The sequence below is a fragment of the Streptomyces sp. NPDC027189 genome (genome assembly GCF_055566975.1).
Genome location: NZ_JBVHRI010000005.1, coordinates 187,474 through 212,785 on the forward strand (window position 1 = coordinate 187,474; position 25,312 = coordinate 212,785).

General features: G+C 71.2%; 22 protein-coding genes and 1 tRNA gene. 11 read left to right on the forward strand and 12 right to left on the reverse strand.

Annotation, left to right across the window (positions count from 1 at the left end; genetic code table 11):
* Positions 1-219: 219 nt before the first annotated feature.
* The 4 genes from ACZ4RZ_RS14440 to ACZ4RZ_RS14455 are packed head-to-tail and all read right to left on the reverse strand — an operon-like array spanning position 220 to position 4,007.
* Positions 220-1,245, reverse strand: a complete 1,026-nt coding sequence (locus tag ACZ4RZ_RS14440; protein ID WP_467744585.1) for an L-idonate 5-dehydrogenase — start codon at positions 1,243-1,245, stop codon at positions 220-222.
* A 13-nt stretch (positions 1,246-1,258) separates the two neighbouring features.
* The gene (locus ACZ4RZ_RS14445; RefSeq protein ID WP_467744587.1) at positions 1,259-2,017 is read right to left on the reverse strand and encodes an SDR family oxidoreductase; all 759 of its coding nucleotides are present in this window, start codon (positions 2,015-2,017) and stop codon (positions 1,259-1,261) included.
* 10 nt (positions 2,018-2,027) lie between these two features.
* The gene (locus ACZ4RZ_RS14450) at positions 2,028-3,425 is read right to left on the reverse strand and encodes a GntP family permease (protein ID WP_467744588.1); all 1,398 of its coding nucleotides are present in this window, start codon (positions 3,423-3,425) and stop codon (positions 2,028-2,030) included.
* Positions 3,426-3,479: 54 nt separating this feature from the next.
* Positions 3,480-4,007 carry a gluconokinase gene (locus tag ACZ4RZ_RS14455; RefSeq protein WP_467744590.1) on the reverse strand — a complete coding sequence of 176 codons (528 nt, stop codon included), beginning with the start codon at positions 4,005-4,007 and terminating at the stop codon, positions 3,480-3,482.
* Positions 4,008-4,137: 130 nt separating this feature from the next.
* Between ACZ4RZ_RS14455 and ACZ4RZ_RS14460 the strand changes: the two genes are divergently transcribed.
* Complete coding sequence (locus tag ACZ4RZ_RS14460) at positions 4,138-4,839, forward strand: FadR/GntR family transcriptional regulator (protein ID WP_399096665.1); 702 nt, start codon at positions 4,138-4,140, stop codon at positions 4,837-4,839.
* A 3-nt stretch (positions 4,840-4,842) separates the two neighbouring features.
* Here ACZ4RZ_RS14460 and ACZ4RZ_RS14465 read toward each other — a convergent pair whose 3' ends face one another.
* The 4 genes from ACZ4RZ_RS14465 to ACZ4RZ_RS14480 all read right to left on the reverse strand — a co-directional run bounded on the left by ACZ4RZ_RS14465 (position 4,843) and on the right by ACZ4RZ_RS14480 (position 11,013).
* Positions 4,843-5,220 carry a YchJ family protein gene (locus ACZ4RZ_RS14465; RefSeq protein WP_467744592.1) on the reverse strand — a complete coding sequence of 126 codons (378 nt, stop codon included), beginning with the start codon at positions 5,218-5,220 and terminating at the stop codon, positions 4,843-4,845.
* A gap of 22 nt (positions 5,221-5,242) precedes the next feature.
* Positions 5,243-6,622: a M1 family metallopeptidase gene (locus tag ACZ4RZ_RS14470; RefSeq protein WP_467744594.1), complete on the reverse strand. Its 1,380-nt coding sequence runs from the start codon at positions 6,620-6,622 to the stop codon at positions 5,243-5,245.
* Positions 6,623-6,699: 77 nt separating this feature from the next.
* Positions 6,700-10,575 carry a Pls/PosA family non-ribosomal peptide synthetase gene (locus ACZ4RZ_RS14475; protein ID WP_467744596.1) on the reverse strand — a complete coding sequence of 1,292 codons (3,876 nt, stop codon included), beginning with the start codon at positions 10,573-10,575 and terminating at the stop codon, positions 6,700-6,702.
* 353 nt (positions 10,576-10,928) lie between these two features.
* Positions 10,929-11,013 (reverse strand) — tRNA-Leu (locus ACZ4RZ_RS14480).
* A 186-nt stretch (positions 11,014-11,199) separates the two neighbouring features.
* On the opposite strand from ACZ4RZ_RS14480, the gene ACZ4RZ_RS14485 reads away from it, so the two are divergent.
* From ACZ4RZ_RS14485 to ACZ4RZ_RS14495, 3 genes are all read left to right on the forward strand, one after another.
* Positions 11,200-12,525 (forward strand): M20/M25/M40 family metallo-hydrolase, encoded by a 1,326-nt coding sequence (locus tag ACZ4RZ_RS14485; RefSeq protein ID WP_467744598.1) that lies wholly within the window; start codon positions 11,200-11,202, stop codon positions 12,523-12,525.
* Positions 12,526-12,724: 199 nt separating this feature from the next.
* Positions 12,725-12,958, forward strand: a complete 234-nt coding sequence (chpH, locus tag ACZ4RZ_RS14490; protein ID WP_467744600.1) for a chaplin ChpH — start codon at positions 12,725-12,727, stop codon at positions 12,956-12,958.
* A 149-nt stretch (positions 12,959-13,107) separates the two neighbouring features.
* Positions 13,108-13,905 carry a chaplin gene (locus ACZ4RZ_RS14495; protein ID WP_467744602.1) on the forward strand — a complete coding sequence of 266 codons (798 nt, stop codon included), beginning with the start codon at positions 13,108-13,110 and terminating at the stop codon, positions 13,903-13,905.
* A 103-nt stretch (positions 13,906-14,008) separates the two neighbouring features.
* On the opposite strand, the gene ACZ4RZ_RS14500 is transcribed toward ACZ4RZ_RS14495, so the two are convergent.
* Positions 14,009-14,197, reverse strand: coding sequence for a DUF5703 family protein (locus ACZ4RZ_RS14500; RefSeq protein ID WP_467744604.1), 189 nt, complete (start codon positions 14,195-14,197; stop codon positions 14,009-14,011).
* Between the two features lie 47 nt (positions 14,198-14,244).
* Here ACZ4RZ_RS14500 and ACZ4RZ_RS14505 point away from each other — a divergent pair, with 47 nt between their 5' ends.
* A complete protein-coding gene (locus tag ACZ4RZ_RS14505) occupies positions 14,245-14,931 on the forward strand; it encodes a hypothetical protein (protein WP_467744606.1) in 687 nt (228 codons plus the stop codon).
* 178 nt (positions 14,932-15,109) lie between these two features.
* On the opposite strand, the gene ACZ4RZ_RS14510 is transcribed toward ACZ4RZ_RS14505, so the two are convergent.
* Together ACZ4RZ_RS14510 and ACZ4RZ_RS14515 are read right to left on the reverse strand one after the other, a co-directional pair.
* Positions 15,110-17,323, reverse strand: coding sequence for a helix-hairpin-helix domain-containing protein (locus ACZ4RZ_RS14510; protein WP_467744608.1), 2,214 nt, complete (start codon positions 17,321-17,323; stop codon positions 15,110-15,112).
* On the reverse strand, positions 17,320-18,303 hold the full coding sequence (locus tag ACZ4RZ_RS14515; RefSeq protein WP_467744610.1) for an aldo/keto reductase: 984 nt from the start codon (positions 18,301-18,303) through the stop codon (positions 17,320-17,322). Before ACZ4RZ_RS14515 ends, ACZ4RZ_RS14510 begins: the two co-directional genes overlap by 4 nt.
* Positions 18,304-18,454: 151 nt before the next feature.
* Between ACZ4RZ_RS14515 and ACZ4RZ_RS14520 the strand changes: the two genes are divergently transcribed.
* The gene (locus ACZ4RZ_RS14520; RefSeq protein WP_467744612.1) at positions 18,455-19,510 is read left to right on the forward strand and encodes an LLM class F420-dependent oxidoreductase; all 1,056 of its coding nucleotides are present in this window, start codon (positions 18,455-18,457) and stop codon (positions 19,508-19,510) included.
* A gap of 229 nt (positions 19,511-19,739) precedes the next feature.
* Positions 19,740-20,528, forward strand: coding sequence for a ferritin-like domain-containing protein (locus ACZ4RZ_RS14525; protein ID WP_467744614.1), 789 nt, complete (start codon positions 19,740-19,742; stop codon positions 20,526-20,528).
* A gap of 58 nt (positions 20,529-20,586) precedes the next feature.
* Here ACZ4RZ_RS14525 and corA read toward each other — a convergent pair whose 3' ends face one another.
* Positions 20,587-21,585, reverse strand: a complete 999-nt coding sequence (corA, locus tag ACZ4RZ_RS14530; protein WP_467744615.1) for a magnesium/cobalt transporter CorA — start codon at positions 21,583-21,585, stop codon at positions 20,587-20,589.
* Positions 21,586-21,647: 62 nt separating this feature from the next.
* Here corA and ACZ4RZ_RS14535 point away from each other — a divergent pair, with 62 nt between their 5' ends.
* The 4 genes from ACZ4RZ_RS14535 (at position 21,648) to mshC (ending at position 25,298) form a co-directional block, all read left to right on the forward strand.
* On the forward strand, positions 21,648-22,334 hold the full coding sequence (locus tag ACZ4RZ_RS14535) for a histidine phosphatase family protein (RefSeq protein WP_467744617.1): 687 nt from the start codon (positions 21,648-21,650) through the stop codon (positions 22,332-22,334).
* 121 nt (positions 22,335-22,455) lie between these two features.
* Positions 22,456-23,046, forward strand: a complete 591-nt coding sequence (locus ACZ4RZ_RS14540; RefSeq protein ID WP_189187836.1) for a DUF3090 domain-containing protein — start codon at positions 22,456-22,458, stop codon at positions 23,044-23,046.
* Positions 23,010-23,828: an SCO1664 family protein gene (locus tag ACZ4RZ_RS14545; RefSeq protein WP_467744619.1), complete on the forward strand. Its 819-nt coding sequence runs from the start codon at positions 23,010-23,012 to the stop codon at positions 23,826-23,828. Before ACZ4RZ_RS14540 ends, ACZ4RZ_RS14545 begins: the two co-directional genes overlap by 37 nt.
* Before the next feature lie 240 nt (positions 23,829-24,068).
* The gene (gene mshC, locus ACZ4RZ_RS14550) at positions 24,069-25,298 is read left to right on the forward strand and encodes a cysteine--1-D-myo-inosityl 2-amino-2-deoxy-alpha-D-glucopyranoside ligase (RefSeq protein WP_467744620.1); all 1,230 of its coding nucleotides are present in this window, start codon (positions 24,069-24,071) and stop codon (positions 25,296-25,298) included.
* Positions 25,299-25,312: the final 14 nt, after the last annotated feature.

Consider the following 25,312-nt stretch of genomic DNA (forward strand, 5'->3'; position numbering starts at 1 on the left):
CGGAGAACGTCACCGCAGGCGACGAATCAAGCTGGCGCAGATAATAGGGCGTTGTCTGCGTAACGACTTCGGAGCCGCCCACCGCCGACGCTCCGTCAGCCGCCCACCAGGGCCGACGGAGGCTCAGTGGTCGGCTCCGGAAGTCCTTGCGGGGTTGACTCCGGAGCCGGTGGAGGGCGAAGCCCCAGGTCGGGACGGGCAGGGGCGGAGGGGGGCGAACTACACCCCGAAATCCAGCAGTACCTTGCACGAGCGGCTCCGGTCCGCCGCCAAGGCGAACGCCGCCTCCGCCTCCCCGAGCGGCACCACCGCACTGATCAACTCGTCGAAGCGAGGCTCCCCCGCGAGCAGCGCCAACGCATCGTCGAACTCCCCGTCGAAGCGGAACGCGCCCCGCAGCTCGATCTCCCGGCTCACCACCAGGTTCCCCGCGAACGGGCTCTGCCCGGGCGGCAGCATGCCCAGCTGCACGACAACACCGCCGCGCCGCACGAGGCGGAGGCAGGTGTCGAGACCCGCGGCGACACCGGACGCCTCGATGGCGACGTCGACCTCGCCGGGCCAGGAGCGATCGGCGGGATCATCCGCCCGTACGACCGCGTCCGCGCCGGCCGAGACGGCGTACGACAGCGCCCGCGGCAGCAGATCCGTGACCGTGACCCGAGCGGCGCCCGCGGCCTTCGCGGCGGCCACCACGAGGCAGCCGATGGGCCCGGCCCCCGTCACCAGCACATGGCGGCCGGCCACGGCTCCGGCCCGCCGCACCGCGTGCAGCGCGACGGACAGTGGCTCGGCGAGCGCGGCCCGCTGAAGGTCCAGGCCCGCGGGCAACGCCCGCAACTGACCGTCCGGGACCACGACTTGGGCCGCGAATCCGCCCTGGACATGCGGCGTGCGCGCCGCGCTGCCCAGGTACCGGGTGTCACGGCACACATTGGCGCGGCCGTCGACGCACTCGGGGCAGACCCCGCACGGAGTGGCCGGGTGCACGGCAACGGCCGTACCCGGCACGGGACCTGAGGCTCCGTCACCGTACGAGACCACCGTCCCGACGACCTCGTGGCCCAGCACCATCGGCTCCCGCAGCCGGAAGTCCCCGACCCCGCCGTGCCGCCAGTAGTGCAGATCGGACCCGCACACCCCGCCGTACCGGACGGCGACGAGGGCCTGGCCGGGGCCGGGGGAGGGCACGGGCAGTTCGTCGACCCGCAGGTCGCCCTGGCCGTGGATCACGCAAGCGAGCATCGCCGACTCCCTTTCAGAGCACACTCGTCATGCCGCCGTCGACGTACAGCACCTGCCCGCTGACGAAGTCCGCCGCGGGGGAGGCGAGGAAGAGCACGCCGCCGACCAGGTCGTCGGTACGCCCCCACCGCCCGGCCGGGGTACGCCGCCGCACCCAGGCGCTGAACTCCTCGTCGTCCACGAGGGGTCTGGTGAGCTCGGTCTCGATGTAGCCGGGGCCGAGCCCGTTGACCTGCACGCCGTGCGGGCCCCAGTCCGCGCACATGCCCTTGGTGAGCATCTTCAGTGCGCCCTTGGTGGCCGCGTAGGGGGCGATGCCCGGGCGGACGACCTCGCTCTGCAGCGAGCAGATGTTGACGATCTTGCCGTGGCCGCGTTCGGTCATCCGCCGTGCGGCCTCGCGGCCCACCAGGAACGCGCTCGTCAGGTTGGTGTTCAGGATCCGGTGCCAGTCCGTGTCCGTGAACTCCAGGAGCGGGGCGCGCAGTTGCATGCCCGCATTGTTGACAAGGATGTCGAGCGGGCCCACCCGCTCCTCGACGTCCGCTATACCGGCGGCCACCGAGGGCCCGTCGGTGACGTCGAACACCGCGGTGTGGACGTCACCGGGCAGCTCCGAGGCGGCCTTGGTGAGCCGTTCGGCGTCGCGCCCGTTGAGAACGACCGTGCAGCCGGCCTCCGCGAGACCGCGCGCCAGCGCGAGCCCGATGCCGCGGCTGGAGCCGGTGACGAGAGCCGTACGGCCGCTGATGTCGAAGAGCGGGTGACTCATCTGGCTACTCCTAGATCACGAGGGACAGCAGCAGGACCAGTCCTCCGGCGACCACCGAGATGATCGTCTCCATCACCGACCAGGTCTTGATGGTCTGGCCGACGTTCAGGCCGAAGTACTCCTTGACCAGCCAGAAGCCCGCGTCGTTCACGTGGCTGAAGAAGAGCGAGCCCGCGCCGATCGCCAGGACGAGGAGCGAGGTGTGCGCGGTCGACATGTCGGCCGCGAGGGGCGCGACGAGACCGGCCGCCGAGATGGTCGCGACGGTCGCCGAACCGGTGGCGAGCCGGATGGCCACCGCGATCAGCCAGGCGAGCAGCAGCGCGGGGATCGACCAGTCCTTGGATATGTCCAGGATCATCTGGCCCACGCCGGAGTCGATCAGGGTCTGCTTGAAGCCGCCGCCGGCGCCGACGATCAGCAGGATGCCGGCGATCGGGGCGAGCGACTTCTCGACGGTCGTCGAGAGACGCTCCTTGGTGAAGCCGGCCGCCCGGCCCAGGGTGAACATGCCCACGATCACGGCCGCGAGCAGCGCGATCAGCGGAGCGCCGACGATGTCGAAGACGCGCTGAGTCATGTCCGTCGGGTCGTCGACGATGATGTCCACCAGCGCCTTGGCCAGCATCAGCACGACCGGCAGCAGCATGGTGGCGAGGGTGGCGCCGAAGCCGGGGCGCTTCTCCAGGTCCTCGGAGGCGCGGGTCGGGATCATGCGGTCGGGGGCGGGGACGTCCACCCAGCGGGCCGCGTACCGGGAGAAGACCGGGCCCGCGATGATCACCGTCGGGATGGCGACCAGGACACCGAGCGCGAGCGTGAGGCCGAGGTTGGCCTTGACCGCGTCGATCGCGACCAGCGGACCGGGGTGCGGCGGGATCAGGCCGTGCATCACGGACAGACCCGCGAGCGCCGGGATGCCGATGCGCATCAGGGAGTAGTTGCCGCGCTTGGCGACCATCAGGACCACCGGGATCAGCAGCACGATGCCGACCTCGAAGAACAGCGGCAGACCGATCACGGAGGCGATCAGGACCATCGCCCACGGCATGGCGCGCCCGCCCGCCTTGGCGAGGATCGTGTCGACGATCTGGTCGGCGCCGCCGGAGTCGGCGAGCAGTCTGCCGAGGATCGCGCCCAGCGCGATCAGGACACCCACGCCGGCGACGGTCGCCCCGAGTCCGGTCGTGAAGCTGGTGATGGTTTTGTCGAGCGGTGCCCCGGCGAACGCGCCGAGGGCGAGCGAGCCGATGGTCAGGGCCAGGAATGCGTGCAGCTTGAACTTGGTGATGAGCAGGACGATGACGGCGATGCCGGCCAGCACGGCGATGCCCAACTGGGCATGCCCCGCGGAGGTGATCGGCTCGACGGCGTCCGCTGCCAGCATCTCGACGCTGAGTCTGGTCACGGTTGATCCCTTGCTTGAGAAAGGTAGGAAGGGGGACAGGGGTACGGCGAAGGGTTACTGCGAGGGCTGGGCGAGACCCTGGAGCGCGGCCACGGCCCGCTCGGTGATCTCTGCGGGCTCGCCCGACACGTCCACGGCGACACCCGTCTCGTCCGCCTCCAGCGGCTGCAGGGTGGCGAACTGGGAGTCCAGGAGCGCCGTCGGCATGAAGTGCCCCTGGCGGTGCGACATCCGGTCCTCGATGAGCTTGCGGTCACCGGTGAGGTGCACGAACACGACTCCGGGTGCCGCCGCCCGCAGCCGGTCCCGGTAACTGCGCTTCAGCGCCGAGCTGCTGACCACTCCGCCGAGTCCGGCCCGCTCGTGCGCCCAGGCGCCGATGGCGTCCAGCCACGGCCAGCGGTCCTCGTCGGTCAGGGGTGTGCCGGCCGTCATCTTGGCGATGTTGGCCTGCGGGTGGAAGTCGTCGCCCTCGGCGTACGGAACGCCGAGCCGGGCCGCGAGCAGGGGACCGATGGTGGTCTTGCCGGTTCCTGCCACGCCCATGACCACGACGACATGGGGGGTACGCGTCAGCTGCATCGTGCTCTCGCTGTCTTCATCGACATCTGATGTCGACGACACTGAAACTCATTAGGTACGACGAATTCAAGAGTCTGTGACGTATAAGTCTGACTTTTTGTTCACAGTGATGGCCTCGTACGCTGACCTCATGACCACACGGGGCCGGGGGCTGCACGGACATGTACTGGAAACCCTCGGGCCGGCGATCACGGCGGGCGAGTACCCGCCCGGCAGCGTGCTGCGCACAGACGAACTCGCGCAGCGCTTCGAGGTGTCACGCTCGGTGATGCGCGAGGCGGTCAGGGTGCTCGAGTCCATGCACCTCGTCGAGTCCCGCCGCCGCGTCGGCGTCACGGTCCGCCCCAAGTCCGAGTGGAACGTGTACGACCCTCAGGTGATCCGGTGGCGGCTGGCCGGCGCCGACCGCCCTCACCAGCTGCGTTCGCTCACCGTGCTGCGCTCCGCCGTCGAGCCGATCGCCGCGGGCCTGGCCGCCCGGCACGCCACGGCCGAGCAGTGCGCCGAACTCACCGAGTGCGCCCTGGGCATGGTCGCCACGTCACGCGGGCACCAGCTGGAGGCGTATCTCGTCCACGACGTCGCCTTCCACCGGGTGATTCTCAACGCCTCGGGCAACGAGATGTTCGCCCGTCTCGGTGACGTCGTCGCGGAGGTCCTGGCGGGCCGTACGCACCACGAGGTCATGTTCGAGGATCCCGACCCCGCTGCCGTCACCCTGCACGTCCAGGTCGCGGAGGCCGTACGGGAAGGCGACGCGGCCCGCGCCGAGGAGCTCACCCGCGAGATCACGGTCGGCGCGCTCCAGGAGCTGGACATCCTGGCGCCGTAGGCCCTACTGGTCGAGGAAGTCCCCGTCCACGTACACCCATGCCCCGCCGACCCGCTCGAAGCGGCTGCGCTCGTGCAGCGAGCCGCCCCGGTAGGAGGCCCGGAAGGTCACGGTTCCCACGGAGTGGAACGCCGACCCCTGACTCGTACCGAGAATCTCCAGCCCCGTCCACCGCATCCCGGGGTCGAACTCCACCCGCGCCGGCCGTGTCCGCGGATGCCAGGTCCGCAGCAGATACTCCTCCTCCTCCTTCACGAAGGCGCAGTACCGCGACCGCATCAGGGCCTCGGCGGTCGGCGCCGCGGCCTCGCCGCGGTGGAAGCGCCCGCAGCACTTCGCGTACGGCTCGGGAAGCCCGCAGGCGCAGGAACGACTGGTCATGATGGCCATTCTTGCCGAGGCACTAGGCCGAGTCGGCGTTCGTCGGCGGGTAGGTGGGCCGGGCGGGGACCGGCGTGGCGAGCGTCGGCAGCGGAGGGAGGGCGGACTCGTACAGCCAGGCCGCGAACACGTCGTCCAGGGGCTCCGCCGCGTAGCGGGCGGCGTACGCGGTGAAGGCCGTCGTGGTGACCGCTCCGCCCCGGTGCAGGGTGGCCCAGCCGCGCAGCATGCGGAAGAAGGCGTCGTCCTCCATCGCGCAGCGCAGCGCGTGCAGCGTGAGACCGCCGCGCTCGTAGAGCCGGTCGTCGAACATCAGCTTGCGGCCCGGGTCGGACAGGACCAGGTCCTGCGGCTGCGCGGACAGCTTCCGGTGCGCCGCGGCGGCCAGCTGCTGCGCCGTGCGGCCGCCGGACCGCTCCGACCACAGCCACTCCGCGTACTTCGCGAAGCCCTCGTTCAGCCAGATGTGCCGCCAGTCCGCGATGGAGACGCTGTTGCCGAACCACTGGTGCGCCAGCTCGTGCGCGATCAGCCGCTCCGACCCCCGCGCCCCGTCCACGTGGTTGGCGCCGAACAGCGACAACCCCTGTGCCTCGACGGGGACGTCGAGTTCCTCCTCCGTCACGACCACCGCGTACTCGCCGAAGGGATACGGCCCGAAGAGGTTCTCGAACAGCTCCATCATCGCGGGCTGCCGCGCGAAGTCCCGGGAGAACTCCGAGAGCAGATGCGCGGGCAGATGACCGGACTGCGGTACGCCGCCGAGACCCGGGTCGCCGAGCAGCACCGTCTGGTACTTCCCGATCGACAGCCCGACCAGATAGCTGGACGTCGGCGCGGCCTGTTCATACACCCAGGTGGTCGTGGAAGCCTTCGTCGTACGCGTCAGCAGCCGCCCGCCCGCCACCACCGAGTAGGCGGAGGGGGTGGTGATCGAGATCTGGTACGAGGCCTTGTCGGCCGGGCGGTCGTTGCACGGGTACCAGGAGGGCGCCCCGGTCGGCTGGCTCGCCACCAGCGCCCCGTCCTCCAGCTCCTCCCAACCGAGCCCGCCCCAGGGGCTGTTGACCGGCTTCGGGTTGCCCGACCAGTGCACCTCGATGGTGAAGGCGGCACCGGCCCGGATCGGCTTCGCCGGGCGGACGCGCAGCCTGCCGCCGCGGTGCGTGTAGTGCGGCGCCTTGCCGTCGACGCGGACCCGGCCTATCCGGAAGTCGGCCAGGTTCAGCTGGAATTCGGTGAGCGGCGCCCGGCCGGCTATGGCGTTGAGCCGCGCGGTGCCGGAGAGCCGGTTCGGGCCGGGGCGGTAGTCCAGCGCGAGCTCGTACCGGTGCACCCGGTAGCGGGGATCACCGTTGGCCGGGAAGTACGGGTCCGATCCCACTGTCTGCTGAACGCTCACCGCTGCGACTGCTCCCTGCCCTGTGCTCGTACGACGTGCCGCTGTACCGCCCTTCGTATCCGATCCGGTCATGTTTTCTATGAACGCCATGCCTCGATCGGGTTGCCCAGCCAGCGGGTGTCGTCGGGAACGGACTCCGCCGCCATCACCAGCGACGCGGGACCCAGGGTGGAGCGGGCCCCGACGGTGCTGCCGGGCAGGACGATTCCGCCCGGGCCCAGGGTGGCGCCCTCACGGAGAACTACAGTATCCGTCCGCAAGATCCGGTCGTGGAAGAGGTGGGTCTGCAGGACACAGCCCCGGTTCACCGTCGCCGCGTCCTCCAGCGTGACCAGGTCGGTCTCGGGCAGCCAGTAGCTCTCGACCCAGGTGCCCCGGCCGATGCGGGCGCCGAGCCCGCGCAGCCACGCCGTCATCAGCGGCGTACCGGGCACGGATCCGGCCAGCCACGGCACGGCGACGACCTCGACGAACGTGTCCGCGAGCTCGTTGCGCCACACGAATCCGCTCCACAGCGGGTGCTCACCGCTCCGGTGCCGGCCCACGAGCAGCCACTTCGCCACGATGGAGACGAGGCAGGCGACCGCGCCCACGGCGAGCAGCACCACCCCGGACAGCGCCCAGGCCCACGCCCCCAGCGCACTGAGCGAGGCCACCGTCAGTACGGCCAGTGCCGCCGAGCAGAACACCGGCACGATCCGGCACAGCTCCACCAGGCCCCGCGCCCACAGCAGGTGCGCGGGCGGGTCGTACGTACGGCTCTGGTCGCCGTCCTGCGTCGAACGCGGCAGTTTCACCGGCGGCAGCCCCAGATACGAACTGCCCTTCTTCGCCTTCTTCGGCGTCGCCGACAGCACGCCGACCAGACCGCCGTCCGGCACGCTGCGGCCGGGCGCGGTCATCCCGGAGTTGCCGAGGAACGCCCGGCGGCCGATCTCGGCCCGCCCGATCCGCATCCAGCCGCCACCGAGCTCGTACGGCGCGGTCAACGTGTCGTCCGCGAGGAAGGCACCCTCACCCACGGTGGTGAGGCTGGGCAGTGCGAGGACGGTGGAGACCTCGGCGCCCCGCCCGATCTTCATGCCGAGCAGCCGCAGCCACACCGGGGTGATCAGCCCGGCGTACAGCGGGAACAGCGTCTCCCGGGAGCGGTCCATCAGCTGGGTGACCGTCCAGGCCTGCCAGCCGATCCGGCTGTGCGTCGGATGCGTGCCCTCCCGCAGCCTCAGGCTCAGCAGGCGTACGGCGACCAGGAGCAGCAGCGCGTACGCGAGACCGAAGGCAAGCGTCGCCGGCACCAGGGCGAGCGCGGCACCGCGCAGGGCCGCGCCGAGCCCGGCGTCCGCGCTCACGAACACATGCGCCACGAGCAGCGCGGCGACGCCCGCCAGCAGGGGCAGCGCGGTCAGGGCGAACCCGGTCGCGCCGTACATCGCCCGCCAGTACGTGCCGCGCTGCGGCCGCTCCTTGGGCCACGCGCGCTTCGCCTTGCCGAGTTTGCCCGCGGGCGCTCCGGCCCAGCGCTGCCCGGTCGGAATGTGTCCCGCCACGGCGGAACCGGGGGCCACCTCGGCCCGCTTGCCCACGCGCGCACCGGGGAAGAGCAGGCTGCGCGTGCCGACCACCGCGTGCGCGCCCACCTTGACCGGGCCGATCTCCAGCCGGTCACCGTCCAGCCAGTGCCCCGACAGGTCCACCTCGGACTCGACAGCCGCACCCCGGCCGAGCTTGAGCATGCCGGTCACCGGCGGCAGCGAGTGCAGGTCCACGTCCTGGCCGACCTTGGCGCCCAAGGCGCGGGCGTACCTCTCCAGCCAGGAACCGGTGAGCGAGGTCGCGCCGCTGAATTCGGCGATCCGCTCGGCCGTCCAGAGCCGGAGGTGGACGCTTCCACCGCGGGGGTGGCGCCCGGGCTTCACGCCCCGCAGCAGCAGCCGCGCCCCGCCCGCCGCGATCGCGAGCCGCCCCGGCGGGCTGAAGAAGACGAGCCCACCGGCGGCGACGAGCCACCACGACGCGCTCGGCGCCCACGGATACGGCCCGAACCAGTGCAGTACGTTCCCGAGCGCGGCCAGCGCCACGGTCCAGCGCAGCCCGAGCAGTGTGAACAGCGGGATCAGCAGGAGCAGCTGGGTCGCCTTGGTGCGCAGCGGGACCGGCGCGACGATCCGCTCGGCGCCGTCGTCCTGCGCGGACTTCTCCAGGTGCCGGGCCAGCTTGCGCAGGACGGGCTGCTGGTAGATGTCCAGGACCGCCGCGCTCGGATAGCGGGTGCGCAGCTTGGTCGTGAGCTGGGCGGCGGCGAGGCTGCTGCCGCCGATCGCGAAGAAGTCGTCGGAGGCACCCGCGACGGGGATGCCGAGCACCTCGCTCCACTGCTCGGCGAGCCAGGCCTCGGTGCCGTAGAGCTGTTCCTTCGCGCCGCCGGTCTCCAGGCCCTCCAGCGGCCAGGGCAGCGCGTTGCGGTCCACCTTGCCGGACGTCCGGGTCGGCAGGTCCTCGACCGGGGCGAGCAGCGGGACCAGGGCGGCGGGCAGCTCGGCGCGCAGCTTCTCCACGGCGGTGGCCGGGTCCCAGCCGTCCTGGGTCACCACATAGCCGACGAGCAACTGGTTGCCGCCGCGGGCGGTGCGCACCGCGGCGGCGGCGCCGGCGACTCCGGGCAGGGCCTGCAGGGCCGCGTCCACCTCACCGAGCTCGATCCGGCGCCCGCCGAGCTTGATCTGCTCGTCGGCCCGCCCGAGGAAGATCAGCCCCTCCGGCTCGGCCTTGACCAGGTCACCGCTGCGGTACGCCCGCTCCCAGCCCAGCGACTCCAGCGGCGCGTACTTCTCCGCGTCCTTCTCGGCGTCGAGATACCGGGCGAGCCCGACCCCGCCGATCACGAGCTGGCCGCTGTCGCCCATGGCCACGGGCTCGCCGGTCTCGTCGACCACGGCCAGCTCCCAGCCGTTCAGCGGCAGGCCGATCCGGATCGGCTCCTCGCCGGTCATGAGAGAGGCACAGGCGACGACGGTGGCCTCGGTGGGCCCGTAGGTGTTCCACACCTCGCGGCCCTCGGTCACCAGCCGCTGGACCAGCTCGGGCGGGCAGGCCTCACCGCCGAAGATCAGCAGCCGGACCTCGTTGAGCGTCTCGGGCTCCCACAGGGCGGCGAGCGTGGGCACGGTGGAGACGACGGTGATCTCCTGCTCGACCAGCCAGGGCCCGAGGTCCGCGCCGCTGCGGACCTGCGCACGCGGCACGGGTACCAGACAGGCGCCGTAGCGCCAGGCCAGCCACATCTCCTCGCAGGAGGCGTCGAAGGCGACGGAAAGCCCTGCCATGACCCGGTCACCGGGCCCGATCGGGTCCTCGGTCAGGAACAGCTCGGCCTCGGCGTCCACGAACGCGGCGGCGCTGCGGTGACTGACGGCGACGCCCTTGGGCTTGCCCGTGGATCCGGAGGTGAAGATGATCCACGCGTCGTGCTCGGCACCGGGCCGCGCGGCGGGAGCCTGCGACCGGCCGTTGACGGTCAGCTCGTGCCCGGCCCCGACGACCGCGCGCACCTGCGCCTCGCCGAACACCAGCTCGGCCCGCTCGTCCGGGTCCTCGGCGTCCACCGGCACATAGGCGGCGCCGGCGGCCAGTACGGCGAGGATCGCGACGTACAGCTCGTTGGTGCCGGAGGGGACCCGGACACCGACCCGGTCGCCGAGGCCGACCCCGGCGGCGCTCAGCCGCCGCCGCAGGGCCTCGACCTCGACGACCAGGGCACGGTAGGTGAGACAGCGGTGCCCGTCGTCCAGCGCGGGCTCTTCGGGGTACGCCCGGACGGAGGCGTCGAGGATGTCGACGAGGGTGCGGGGCGAGGCGGCGGAGGAGGCGGAGAAGCGTGCGGGGTCGCCGAACTCCGCGCGCACCTCCTCGTCGAACAGCGCGAGTGCGGGGCCTTGCTCGAGGGCTGCCATCGGGTCCTCACGTGTTGTTTCCCGGAGCGTCCGGGACGCTGGTGGGCCCGCAGGTATGCCTGGGGATATTCCGGTCCAGCTCCAAACAAGCGTGAAATTTTAGTACGACGCTAACCGCGTACCTGGTCGTCAGCCATGCGAGGAGGCCTCCCGGGGCACCGGAACCACCGGTTCCGCAGTGATGACGGTGCTCTGACATGGGGATATGTCATCCTGACGAGATCTGCCCCACATCTGCCCGTAACGCTGCGAACACAACGAGCGAGGGGTCGACCGGCACTCTCCGTGAGGGGGCGATGAACGCAACGAGCGAAGACCGCGACCTGATGGTCGCGGCCCTCGCTCGTTCGATGTGTCCGAGGGGGGACTTGAACCCCCACGCCCGATAAAGGGCACTAGCACCTCAAGCTAGCGCGTCTGCCATTCCGCCACCCGGACAAGGTGTTTGTCGCGCGGGTTTCCCTCGCGGCGACAGAGGAAACATTACCAGGCTTTCGATGGCTCCTGATCACGCCCTGTTCCCGCGTGAACGGGGTGTGACGGGCCGGGACCGGCCTTGGGGAGGGGAGGGGGTCGGAGAGAGGATGAGGGGGACCACCAGCGGTGACAGTGGGAGGAAGCAGCGTGAGCGAGTCGAACACGGCCAGGAGCGTCTCTGGCGAGGACGAGGTCGTGGACCTCTGTCGCGAGCTGATCCGGATCGACACCAGCAACTACGGGGACCACTCCGGGCCCGGCGAGCGCGAGGCCGCGGAGTACGTGGCCGAGAAGCTCGCCGAGGTGGGGCTCGAACCGCAGATCTTCGAGTCGCACCAGGGCCGCGCCTCCACCGTGGCCCGTATCGAGGGCGACGACCCCTCGCGGCCCGCACTGCTCATCCACGGCCACACCGACGTCGTACCGGCCAACGCGGCGGACTGGACCCACGACCCCTTCTCCGGCGAGATCGCGGACGGCATGGTGTGGGGCCGCGGCGCGGTCGACATGAAGGACATGGACGCCATGACACTGGCGGTCGTACGGGACCGGCTGCGCAGTGGCAGGAAGCCCCCGCGCGACATCGTCCTGGCCTTCCTCGCGGACGAGGAGGCGGGCGGCACATGGGGTGCGCGGCACCTGGTCGACAACCACCCGGACCTCTTCGAGGGCGTCACGGAGGCGATCGGCGAGGTCGGCGGCTTCTCCTTCACGGTCAACGAGAAGCTGCGGCTGTATCTCGTCGAGACCGCCCAGAAGGGCATGCACTGGATGAAGCTGACCGTGGACGGCACCGCCGGTCACGGGTCGATGATCCACAAGGACAACGCGATCACCGAGCTGTCCGAGGCCGTGGGGCGGCTCGGCCGGCACAAGTTCCCGGTGCGCGTCACCAAGACACTGCGGCACTTCCTCGACGAACTCGGCGACGCGCTCGGCACCGAACTCGACCCGGAGAACATGGACGAGACGCTCGCCAAACTCGGCGGCATCGCCAAGCTCATCGGAGCCTCGCTGCAGAACACCGCCAATCCGACCCAGCTGGGTGCCGGTTACAAGGTCAACGTGATTCCCGGGCAGGCCACCGCGCATGTCGACGGGCGTTATCTGCCGGGGTACGAAGAGGAATTCCTCGCCGACCTGGACCGGATTCTCGGCCCGCGCGTGAAGCGTGAGGACGTGCACGCGGACAAGGCGCTGGAGACCAGCTTCGACGGCGCCCTCGTCGACGCGATGCAGACCGCGCTGTCCGCCGAGGACCCGATCGCGCGTGCCGTGCCCTACATGCTCTCGGCCGGCACCGACGCCAAGTCCTTCGCGGACCTCGGCATCCGCTGCTTCGGTTTCGCCCCGCTGAAGCTGCCGCCGGAGCTGGACTTCGCGGGCATGTTCCACGGCGTCGACGAGCGGGTGCCGGTGGATGCGCTGAAGTTCGGCGTACGCGTGCTCGACCGCTTCATCGATGCGTCCTGACGTGTGCTGAGGCGTCCTGCAATCGCCCTCCGGGCATCCTGAATTCGCCCACTGAAACGAAACTTCAGTATTCGCCAGCCTGTGCGGCACTGACTGAGAAGAGTGAATGCGACCATAAGCTCGTAGCTCTACTACTCCCTCCTCGTTACAGGTGTCGTGATCCGCTGCTTGGGATCGCATGTGCCAACAAGGAGGAATAATGATCAAGAAGGTCGTCGCTGCTGCGGCTGCCACTGGTGGTCTGGTTCTCGCGGGTGCGGGCCTGGCCGTCGCCGACTCGGGTGCCCAGGGTGCCGCCGTGCACTCCCCGGGTGTTGTGTCCGGCAACGTCATCCAGGTGCCCGTTCACGTCCCGGTGAACGTCTGCGGCAACACGGTCTCCGTGATCGGGCTGCTGAATCCCGCCTTCGGCAACTCCTGCATCAACAAGTGACGTTGTGCCTCACCCCATGAGGGTCTGAGCCCGTCGACCCCGGAGTGCGTGCCATGCGCTCCGGGGCCGACCGGCTTTCCGCGCACGCACTGGGGGTGCGTGCGGGTTCCGAACGGTCCAAGACACAGGGCTAAGGCAGGGATACAGCTATGCGACAGGTCACCCGCAAGGGCCTGATGACCGTGGCGGCCGCGACCGGCGTACTCGCCGTGACAGGCGGCTACGCACACGCCGATTCGGGTGCGAACGGCTCCAGTTCGGACTCGCCCGGCGTGCTGTCGGGCAACACGGTGCAGGCGCCGGTGCACGCGCCGGTCAATGTCTGCGGCAACACCGTGAACGTCGTCGGGGTGCTCAACCCGGCGATGGGCAACACATGCGTCAACCACGGCGGCGGCAGCTCCGGCGGCGGCTCCCAGGCCGGCGGCCACGCCAGTGACTCGCCGGGCGTGGGCTCCGGCAACCACGTGCAGGTGCCGATCGACGCACCGGTCAACGTCTGTGGCAACAGCGTCAACGTGATCGGCATCGGCAACGCGGCGGCGGGCAACGACTGCGCCAACGGGACGGGCGGCGGTCACTCCACCACTCCGCCCGGCGGCGGTCACGAGACGCCGCCTCCGGGGCAGCCGGGCCAGCCGAGTCAGCCGGGCCAGCCGGGTCAGCCGGGGCACCCCGGACACCCGGGGCAGCCCGGTGAGCCGAGCCGGCCGGGTACTCCGGGTCATCCCGGTCACCCGGGCCAGCCGTCCCACCCCGGAGGCAAGACGCCGGGCGGTTCCTCGCACGCCAACCACCCGGGGGCGCAGTCCGTCGCCCAGCCCCAGGGCACCGCACAGCTCGCCCACACCGGCAGTGACCTGCCGCTCGGTGTGGTCGTGCCCGTCGGCGCCGGCGCGCTGCTGGCCGGTGCCGTGCTCTACCGCAAGGCACGATCGGCGGCGTAGAACGGTACGAACCCGATCACAACGCCACAAACTTTCCCGGTGGCGTGGAGAACGGAGTGGGCCCCGCCGGTGCGGGCCCCACTCCGTTTTCAGTCGCCTTACGTCACCACGTGGCGCGTGCCTGGCGGATGATCCGCCGGCGCAGCCGCACCTTGCGGCTGCCGTCGCGCAGCAGGCTCAGGCGGTCCAACTCCCAGTGTCCGTACTCGGCATGGTCCGTCAGCAGGCGCGTCGTTTCCTTGCGGGAGACCCCGCGCGGTACGTACACGTCGACAAATTCGTATTCCGGCATCGCATCTATTGTGCGGGCAGAGCCTGTGTACGGATAGCGTCTGCACTATGTCTGATGCTGTGCAGCCCACCGCTGCCGAGGTACGCGCCGCCGCCGAGGCGGTCAAGACCGCGCTCGACCGCCACCTGGCCGCGGTCGAGCGCAGGACGGGTGAGGACGACCCGGGTGTCTACGAGGCGTTCAATGAGCTGGCCGCCGCGGCCGAGGAGTACGACGAGCTCCTCTACGACCGCTACGACGAGGTCACGCCCTTCGAGATCCCTGGCAGCGAGGACACGCTGCCGCCGTACACGGGCCCCGAGGAGCCGAATGCGCTGAGCGTACTGATCCGCCGGGACTACGCGGTGGTGGAACCCCAGCGACTGCTGGCACAGGCCCAGCGGGTGGAGGCCGTGGAGGAGGAGGGGGCCACCGCCACCGCGGGCTTCGACGCGGCGGCCGGCACGATCCATGGGGCGCTCGGGGTCCTGTTCGGCGAGTTCGAACCGGACGAGATCGCCTCCCGGCACAAGGAGTTCGGCCTGGAGGAGGGCGACTCCACACTCTGGGTGACCGCCGCCGACGAACCCGCCGAGCCCGGCGAGTGGCTGGAGACCCCGTTCGATTCGGTCGACCCGCAACGCGTGGTCTGCCGCTTCGACGTCAGCGCGGTCTTCGACGACGAGTCGGACGACGACCTGGAGGACGACCTCGGCCCCGACGGCGACCTGGAGCCCATGGACGCGGACCGCTGAGTTTCGCCGCGCAGCCGCCCTGGCCGCGCAGCCGTCCCAGCTGTGGGCAGTCGTGCCGCTGGGGCGGCACCCGTCCCGCAGAGAGCGGCACCTCGTGGGCGCCGAGCAGCGCACCCACACCCGGTCCCCCCGGCGCCGGGTGCCCCACACAAGCGGTGGTGCACTCCGGCTCCGGGGTTCAGCCGGCCGCCGGGACCTGCGCCTTGAGCAAGGCCGGCAGGCGTGTGGTGCGCGGCTTCTGCGGCACCTCCGCCACTGCCCGCTGCAAGGCCCCCTCCACCCCGTGGACCACGGACAGATGACGCTCGGCGCGGCCGAAGGCCGTGTACACCCAGGGCCTGGTCAGGGACTGCGCGGCATCGCCGGGGAGCACCACGACCACGGCGGGCCAGCGCGAGCCGACCGCCTGGTGCGCCGTGAGCGCCCACCCGTGCCGCACGGACTGCTCCACCCGCTCCTTCGATACGACGACGGGGAGCCCCGCGCACTCCAGGTGCAGCCCCTCGGCGTCGGCCTTCACCACGTGCCCCGGCACCGAACGCCCCGGCGCGGGGGAGTACGCGATCCGGTCGCCCGGGTCGAAGCCGCCGAAGCGGCCGGGACCGGGGTTCAGCCGCTCCTTGAGCGCGGCGTTGAGCGCGCGCGTACCGACCGCACCGCCGTGCCCCGGCGTGATCACCTGCGTCTGCTCGGCCGGGATGCCGATCGCGCGCGGCACCGAGTCCGCGACCAGCTGCACGGTCCGGTGCACCGCCTCGCCGGCGTCGCGCACCGGGACGATCACGACTTCCTTGCCGGGTGCCTCGACCTGGTTCAGCTCGCCGATCCCGACCCCGGAGACCAGCTCGCCGATGGGCCCGGGGTCGGGCGTCCGGGAGGCCACCTGCGGGCACGCACGGGCGGCGAGGAGATCCGCGAAGACTCTCCCCGGACCCGCCGACCACAGCACCCCGGGATCTCCGCTCAGCACCAGCCGTGCGCCGTCCGGCAGCGACTCGGCGAGCACGGCCGCCGTCTCGATGTCGAGCTGCGGCGCGTCCAGGACGACGAGGAGGTCGAGATCGAAGGCGCCGTCCGCGTCCCGGCCCGGGCCCTCGGCGCCGGAGAGGAGCCCGGCGACGGTGGCGACCCCGGTGCCCACGCCGTCTTCGGCGCCGTCCGGCAGGTCGCGGAGGGCCGGCTGGGCCGTGAAGTGGTCGCGGCCGCCAGGAGTGTGCGTGGCGGCCCAGCCGCGCAGGCCGAGACCGCGCGCGGCGTGCAGCAGCGCCGCTGCTTCGGCCTGGGACGCGTCCCCGCCCGTGTGCAGGACCAGGCCGTGGCCCGCGACCGCGCGGATCAGCTCGGCGGCGGACCGCGTGGCCGAAGAGGCGGCCTGCTCCCAGTCGGCGGCCGAACCGTCCTCCTTCGGCACGGAGTTCATCACCCGGGCCAGTCCGTCGGCGAGGCTCTCTTCCGCCAGGGCGTACCGCTCCAGGCCCACCAGGACGCGGACCGGGCGTTCTTCGCCCTCCTCGGCGCCCTCCTCCTGAACGGGCGCCGCCGTGTCGAGCGCGTCCTGGAAGACCAGGGCCTCGCCCTCCGTCAGGGTGCTCTGCACGGCCGCGTCCGGGTCCGGTACCGAGCGCTGGGCGAGCGCGGCGGTGAGCGCCGGGGCGTCGAGGGCGGTGTGTCCGGCGAGCGCCGCCTGCTCCAGGAGCCAGACGGTGAGCGCCCGGCCGCGCCGCTCGTCGTCCGGGCCGCACTCCGCGCCGAGCAGCGCGCGGGCGAATCCGTCGGCCTGCTCGGGTCGCACCCCGGCGACGCGCAGCAACTGCCAGGGATCGTCGCGCAGCTGCTCGTCGGCGCCCTCGCCCAGGGCCGCGACGGCCTGGGCCGCGAGCGCGTCGGGCGCGCCGCCCTCGGTCAGTACGGCCCGTACGGCCTCGACGGTCTCGGGTGCGGCGGCCGAAGGCGCGGCGGCCGGGGAGACCATGGGCTGCGGCCGCCGCACGGGCTCCTGCGCGACCCTGCGCGGCGCGGGCTCGGGTTCGCGGAACGCGGTGGCCACGGGCTTCTCGCCACTCTCGACGGCTCGCACCGCCGCGAGCAGATCCGCGGCCTTCCCGCTGAGCTTGGCTCCGGCCTCGATCGGCTCCTGCTTCTCGGCCTTCCGCCGCTCGATGCGCTCCCGCTCCAGGCGCTGGGCCGCCAGCTCGGCCTCGGCCTCGGACAACTGGGCGGCACCTTCGGAGGCTTCGGTGCCTTCGGGGGCTGCCGCGTCCGCGTCCCCGCCCTCGGAGGGCGCGGTCGCGTCGCCCGCGGCGGCCTCGGCGCCTTCGGCGGCGCCGTCGGCCGTGTCCGCGCCCGGCGCCCCCGGCTCCGCTTCCCCCGTGGTCTCGGGCTCCGTGCTCACAGCGTGCTCCAGTCGTGATCGGGATAGTGGTGCACCGGCGCCGACACGTCGTCGAGCGCCCGGCAGATCTCGTCAGGAAGACTAAGGGTCTCCACTGACAACGCCGCCGTGAGCTGCTGCGCGTTGCGCGCGCCGACGATGGGGGCGGCGACGCCGGGCCGGTCGCGGACCCAGGCGAGAGCCACCTGGAGCGGGGTCACGGCGAGACCGTCCGCGGCGGTCGTCACCGCGTCCACGATGCTGCCGGCCGTGTCGTCCAGATACGGCGCGACGAAGGGCGCGAGGTGCTCCGAGCCGCCCCGGGAGTCGGACGGTGTCCCGCCCCGGTACTTGCCCGTGAGCACACCCCGCCCGAGCGGCGAGGAGGGCAGCAGGCCGACGCCCAGGTCGAGGGCGGCCGGCAGTACCTCCCGCTCGACGCCGCGCTGGAGCAGGGAGTACTCCATCTGCGTACTGGCGAGGCGCGTCCGTGTCCCGGGCGCTGCGAGCTGCCAGGTCGCCGCCTTGGCGAGCTGCCAGCCGCAGAAGTTGGACACTCCCGCGTAGCGCGCGCGACCGCTGCTGACCGCGAGGTCGAGCGCCTGAAGGGTCTCGTCCAGGGGAGTGCCGGGGTCGTACGCGTGGACGTGCCAGAGGTCCACGTAGTCCGTGCCGAGGCGGTCGAGAGAGGCGTCGAGCGCCGACAGCAGATGGCCGCGCGAGCCGTCGAAGCGGCGGTCGGGGTCGGGCACGCTCCCCGCCTTTGTCGAGATGACCAGGTCCCGGCGCGGCACGAGCCCTTCTATGAGGCGTCCGAGCAGATACTCGGCATCCCCGTCCCCGTACACGTCCGCGGTGTCGACGAGGGTCCCGCCCGCTTCCCAGAACACCTTCAAGAGGTCCGCGGCGTCATGCTCGTCCGTGTCCCGCCCCCATGTGAGGGTGCCGAGTCCGATTCGGGACACACGCAGGCCGGTACGGCCGAGATGCCTCTGCTCCATGGACGCCGAGATTACTGGCCAGGACTCGGTACGTGGGGGCCCTGTGGACAACGAGGTTCGGGCAAGCGCGAGTCCGTCCCTGCCGCCGCGCCCACCAGCGCGCTAGGGTCTCCGGAACAAGGGACGTTACTGATCGGTAAGGGGATCGGCCATGCAGCTCGGGATCAACCTCGGCTACTGGGGCGCCGGAATGGACGCGGACAATCTCGCCGTCGCCCAGGAGGCCGACCGGCTCGGATACGCCGTCTGCTGGGCCGCGGAGGCCTACGGCTCCGACGCGGCGACCGTGCTCAGCTGGGTCGCCGCCCAGACCGAGCGTATCGACGTCGGCTCGGCCATCTTCCAGATCCCGGCCCGCCAGCCCGCGATGACCGCGATGACCGCCGCCACCCTCGACTCGCTGTCGGGCGGCCGCTTCCGCCTCGGCCTCGGCGTCTCCGGACCGCAGGTCTCCGAGGGCTGGTACGGCGTCAAGTTCGACAAGCCGCTGGCGCGCACCCGCGAGTACGTGGAGATCGTACGGAAGGCGATGACGCGCGAGCGCCTCTCGTACGAGGGTGAGCACTGGACGCTGCCGCTGCCCGGCGGCCCGGGCAAGCCGATCAAGCTGACCGTGCACCCCGAGCGCGAGCACATCCCGCTGTACGTCGCCGCCATCGGCCCCAAGAACCTGGAGCAGACCGGCGAGATCGCCGACGGCGCGCTGCTGATCTTCCCCTCCGCCGACCACCTCGAGGACACCGCGATCAAGCACCTGCGCGCGGGCCGCGAGAAGGCCGGCAAGACGATGGAGGGCTTCGACGTCTGCCCGACGCTGCCGCTCGCCCTCGGCGACGACAAGAACGTGACCGCGCTCGCCGACATGTTCCGCCCGTACACCGCGCTGTACGTGGGCGGCATGGGCAGCCGCAAGCAGAACTTCTACAACCAGCTCGCCCAGCGCATGGGGTACGAGAAGGAAGCCGCCGAGATCCAGGACAAGTATCTGTCCGGCGACAAGGAGGGCGCGGCCGCCGCCGTCCCGCACGCTCTGATCGACCAGACCACCCTGCTCGGCTCCGTCGACCGCATCGCCGACCGCATGAAGGCGTATGCCTCCGCCGGGGTCACCACGCTCACGCTGGCACCAGCGGGATTCGCGCTGGACGACCGGATCGCCTCGCTCCGCGCCGGTTCCGACGCGCTGGAGCGGGCGGGGCTCGCGTAACGCGCGGAGTAACGGGTCGGCGGAGAGTTTCTGCGGCCGTGGTGGGGGCTCGGGGGGTCTTCCCCGCCACGGCCGTCACGGGGAACAACGCGTCGGAGCCTTCTTGGTTACGCGCCCGGGCCTCCCCTGTCATCCGCCGTTTGGCGGATTTGTCCGACACATCGGTTGCCGCGCCCCTGACATCCCATTTGACTCGTTTTCTGCGCAGCCCTGCAGAGAGGTGTCAGTGATGCTTTCGGCCAAGAGTCTTTTCCAGGAGATCCTCGACAACGACGAGTCGTTCCGGCTGTTCTGCTCCATCGCCGCCAGTGGGGAATCGCAGGGCGGCTGGGAGAACGCCCGGATCGCGGCGCTCGCTCCACAGAGCGAGCGCGCGCTCGCGCCAAAGATCGCCCGACATGGCGCCGACGAGGACAAACACGGGCGGATCTTCAACGCCCTCATCAAGAAGCGCGGTCTCGAACCCGTCGAGGTCCCCCCCGACACCGACTACACGATGCTCCTGGAGGGGCGCGGCATCGGCCTCGCACACGAGAAGCTCAAGGACGACCAGCCGCTCACCGTGCAGGACATCGTCATGTATCTCGCCCACAGCCGGGTCACCGAACAGCGCGCCTCCGAGCAGATGACGCTGGTGCGCAAGCACTTCGCGGATCACCCGGACATCGGCCGCGCGGTGAAGATGATCTCCAACGATGAGGACAACCACCTCGCCTACTGCCACGAGGAGCTGCTGCGTTTCGCGTACGCCGGACACGGCCGCGCCATCCAGCAGACGCTGCGCGAGTGCGCGCACGCCGAGATCCGCATCTACCGGGACGTCAGCCTCGCCGTGATGGCCCACATGGGACGCATTCTCGGGTGGCCCAGGGCCAAGGCGGCGACGCTCGCCGCGGCCATCCACGCCGTCTACGCCTACGAGCGGGCCGTCGGCTGGCGCCGGATGGTCTCCCTGAAGATGCCCGAGCGGCGCGACGCACTGGGCGGGCCCGCGTCGGCCGCTCCCGAGTTCGCGTGATCGGCCTTCACGCGTGCGTGGAACACATCGCGACCCATGGGAAGCGTGATGTGTTCTGTCACAGCCAGCCCCGCCGCTTGAAGAGGCGGTACAGGCCGAGTTCCAGCATGACCAGCACCAGGATCAGTGCCGGATACGACCACAGCCAGTGCAGCTCCGGCATGTGGTCGAAATTCATCCCGTAGATCCCGGCGATCATCGTGGGGACCGCGGCCATGGCCGCCCATGCGGAGATCTTCCGCACGTCGTCGTTCTGCCGCACGGTCATCTGCGCGAGATGTGCCGAGAGAATGTCGGTGACCAGCCGGTCCAGACCCTCGACCAACTCGTTCACCCGGGTCAGATGGTCGCTGACGTCCCGGAAGAACGGCTGTGCCTTGTCGTGCACAAAGGGCAGCGAGGCAAGGAAGGGCCCGATGCCCGCGAGCCGGACCAGCGGCTGGGCCAGCGGGCCCGTGGCCCTGCGGAACTCGAGGATCTGCCGCTTGAAGTTGTAGATCCGGGACGCGCTGCTCCGGGAGCCGCCACCGGACGGCGAGAACACCTCCGCCTCCAGCTCCTCCAAGTCCGTTCCCAGCTCGCCCGCGACGTCCACGTAGTGGTCGACCACGGCGTCGGCGATCGAGTACAGCACCGCCGTCGGACCGTGCCGAAGCATCTCGGGCTCCGCTTCCAGCCGGTGCCGCACGGCCGCGAGGGGCGACTCCTCACCGTGCCGCACGGTGACGACGAACGAGTCCCCGATGAAGACCATGACCTCGCCGGACGAGACGGTGTCGCGCTCCGCGTCGTACGCCACCGGCTTGAGGACCATGAACAGCGAGTCGTCGTACACCTCCAGCTTGGGGCGCTGATGCGCCTTGAGGGCGTCCTCGATCGCCAGCGGGTGCAGCGCGAACTCCTCCGTGACCCGGTCGAACTCCTTCTCCGTGGGCTCGTACAGGCCGATCCAGACGAATGCGTCATGTCCGGCACGGCACTGCGCCAAGGCGTCGGAGAGGTCGTCGGGGCCCTCCGTGCGGCGCCCGTCGCGGTAGATGGCGCAGTCGACGATCACGGAGAGTATTGTCCCGCCGTCCGGCCGGAGACGCACTCCGGAGGGCGCCTAGGCTGGACCGCATGCCCACCCTGATCCTCGTCCGGCACGGACGTTCCACCGCCAACACCGCGGGACTGCTCGCCGGCTGGACCCCCGGCGTCGCCCTCGACGAGCGCGGTGCCCAGCAGGCCGCGGCCCTGCCCGGGCGGCTCGCCGGGCTGCCGATCTCCGAGGTCGTCACCAGCCCCCTGCAGCGCTGCCAGGAGACTGTCCAGCCGCTGCTCGACGCCCGTCCCGAGCTGAGCGCGCACACCGACGAGCGCATCGGGGAGGCCCACTACGGGGACTGGTCCGGCCGCAAGCTCGCGGAGCTTAAGGACGAGCCGCTGATGGAGGTCGTACAGGCGCATCCGTCCGCGGCCGCGTTCCCCGGCGGCGAGTCGATGCGGGCCATGCAGACACGGGCCGCCGAGGCGGTGCGCGAGTGGAACGCGCGCGTGGAGCGCGATCACGGCAGTGACGCCGTCTACCTCATGTGTTCGCACGGCGACATCATCAAGTCCCTCGTCGCGGACGCACTCGGACTTCATCTCGACCTCTTCCAGCGGATCTCTGTTGAACCGTGTTCCATCACCGCGATCCGTTACACACGCCTGAGGCCGTTTCTCGTACGCCTCGGCGACACCGGTGATTTCGAGTCCCTGGCGCCGCGCGAGGAACCCCCGGGCGGAGACGCCCCGGTGGGGGGCGGCGCGGGCGCACCGTGATCGTCGGCCGCAGTAGGGTGAAGCGGTCGAAGCAGCACAGTAGTTGTCAGCAGGTACTCAGCAGCCGATGCGGGCCGGCGCAGTCAGCCGGTCCTCATGTCGATTTCAATGGAGACAGGACGTGTCCCGTCAGGTGTTCCTCTACGACCCCCCGGACCGCTTCGTGGCCGGTACGGTCGGGTTGCCCGGGCGCCGTACCTTCTTCCTGCAGGCCTCCTCAGGACCCCGGGTGACCAGCGTGGCCCTGGAGAAGACCCAGGTCGCCGCGCTTGCCGAGCGCATGGACGAGCTCCTCGACGAGGTCGTACGGCGGACCGGTGGCAGCGCGCCCGTTCCGGCCGTGGCCCCGACCGAGGTGTCCGACACCGCGCCCCTCGACACCCCCGTGGAGGAGGAGTTCCGAGTCGGCACCATGGCGCTGGCCTGGGACGGTGACGAGCAGCGCATGATCGTCGAGGCGCAGGCCCTCGTGGAGCTCGACGCGGACTCCGAGGAGGACCTCGCCGAGGCCGAGGAGCGGCTGCTCCAGGACGAGGAGAACGGTCCGCCGATGCTCCGGGTCCGGCTCACCGGCGCGCAGGCCCGAGCCTTCGCCAAGCGCGCCCTCGACGTCGTCAACGCGGGCCGGCCGCCCTGCCCGCTGTGCAGCCTCCCGCTCGACCCGGAAGGACACGTATGTCCGCGCCAGAACGGATACCGCCGGGGAGCGTGACCACGGCCGAGTTGCTCGCCAAGGGCGAGCTGAAGGTGCGCGGACGGATCCGTGAGGCGTCGAACGCGGTGCTCTACTGCTCCGTGTCGTACGAGGGCCGGGACGCGTTCTGCGTCTACAAGCCGGTCGCCGGGGAGCGGCCGCTGTGGGACTTCCCGGACGGCACGCTGGCGCAGCGCGAGGTCGCGGCGTACGAGGTGTCCGAGGCGACCGGGTGGGGGCTCGTGCCGCCCACCGTGCTGCGCGACGGGCCGTACGGGGAGGGCATGTGCCAGCTGTGGATCGAGGGTTCCCCGGAGGCCGAGCTGCTCGCTCTGGTCGACCGTGAGGAGCCCGAGGAGGGCTGGAAGGCGATTGGCTTCGCCGAGGTCGGTGAGGGGAAGACGGCGCTGCTGGTGCACGCCGACGATGTGCGGCTGCGGCGGCTCGCCGTGCTCGATGCCGTGATCAACAACGCCGATCGCAAGGGCGGGCATCTGTTGCCCGCCGGTGAGGGGCGGCTGTACGGGATCGACCACGGGGTCACCTTCAACGCCGAGAACAAGCTGCGGACGCTGTTGTGGGGGTGGGCGGGGGAAACGCTGACGGCGGAGGCGGTGTCCGTGCTCGCGTCCCTGCGGGACGGCTTGGCACCGGGCGCGCTGCTTTCCACGCGGCTGGCCGAACTCATCACCGCCGCGGAGATCGATGCCACGCGCGCGCGTGTCTCGGCGATGCTCGCCTCCGGCAAGCACCCGGAGCCGAGTGGGGAGTGGCCTGCGATTCCCTGGCCGCCGGTGTGAGATGACCGCGTCCCGGGGCTGAGCTTGGGGCGGGCGCGCTCACCGGCGCTCGCAGCGTGCCGCTCTCTTTGGGCAGGGGTGCCGCCCCAGCGGCACGATTGCCCGCGGCTGGGACGGGTGGGCTGCCGCCCCAGCGAGGCGTCCAGAGGCACGCCGCCCGGTGTCGCGCAAGAGTGCCCTCTCGGCCATCACGTGCTGGCCGGTTCGTATACGGAACTTCCGTCCGGTTAGGCTCATGACATGCATGCCTGGCCCGCTTCTGAGGTCCCCGCCCTGCCTGGTGAGGGCCGCGACCTCCGGATCCACGACACCGCGACCGGTGAGCTCGTCACCCTTGACCCCGGTCCCGTCGCCCGTATCTACGTGTGCGGCATCACGCCGTACGACGCGACCCACATGGGTCACGCGGCGACCTACAACGCGTTCGACCTCGTTCAGCGCGTGTGGCTCGACACCAAGCGGCAGGTTCACTACGTCCAGAACGTGACCGACGTCGACGACCCGCTCCTGGAGCGCGCGGAGCGCGACGGCGTCGACTGGGTGGGACTCGCCGAGAAGGAGACCGCCCTCTTCCGCGAGGACATGACCGCCCTGCGGATGCTGCCGCCGCAGCACTACATCGGCGCCGTCGAGGCGATACCCGGCATCGTGCCGCTCGTCGAGCGGCTGCGGGACGCGGGAGCGGCGTACGAGCTCGAAGGGGATGTGTACTTCTCCGTCGAGTCCGACCCGCACTTCGGCCAGGTGTCCAACCTGGACGCCGCCGCGATGCGCCTGCTGTCCGCCGAGCGCGGGGGTGACCCGGACCGTCCGGGCAAAAAGAACCCGCTCGACCCGATGCTCTGGATGGCGGCCCGCGAGGGCGAGCCGAGCTGGGACGGCGGCTCGCTGGGCCGTGGCCGGCCCGGCTGGCACATCGAGTGCGTCGCCATCGCCCTCGACCACCTCGGGATGGGCTTCGACGTTCAGGGCGGCGGCTCCGACCTCGCCTTCCCGCACCACGAGATGGGCGCGTCCCACGCCCAGGTGCTGACCGGCGAGTTCCCGATGGCCAAGGCGTACGTGCACGCCGGCATGGTCGCCCTCAACGGCGAGAAGATGTCGAAGTCCAAGGGCAACCTGGTCTTCGTGTCCAAGCTCCGGCGCGACGGGGTCGACCCGGCCGCCATACGGCTGGCGCTGCTCGCGCACCACTACCGGGCCGACTGGGAGTGGACGGACTCCGTCCTCGAAGAGGCGGTCGCGCGTCTGGAGAACTGGCGGGCGGCGGTGTCGCGGCCCGACGGCCCGTCCGCCGACGCGTTCGTCGAGGAGATCCGCGACGCCCTGGCGAACGACCTGAACGCGCCGGCGGCGCTTCTCGCGGTCGACCGCTGGGCCGCGCTCCAGCACGAGCGGGGCGGCACGGACGAGGGCGCCCCCGGCGTCGTCTCGCGCGCCGTGGACGCCCTCCTGGGAGTGGCTCTCTAACAACCGCAACCGCA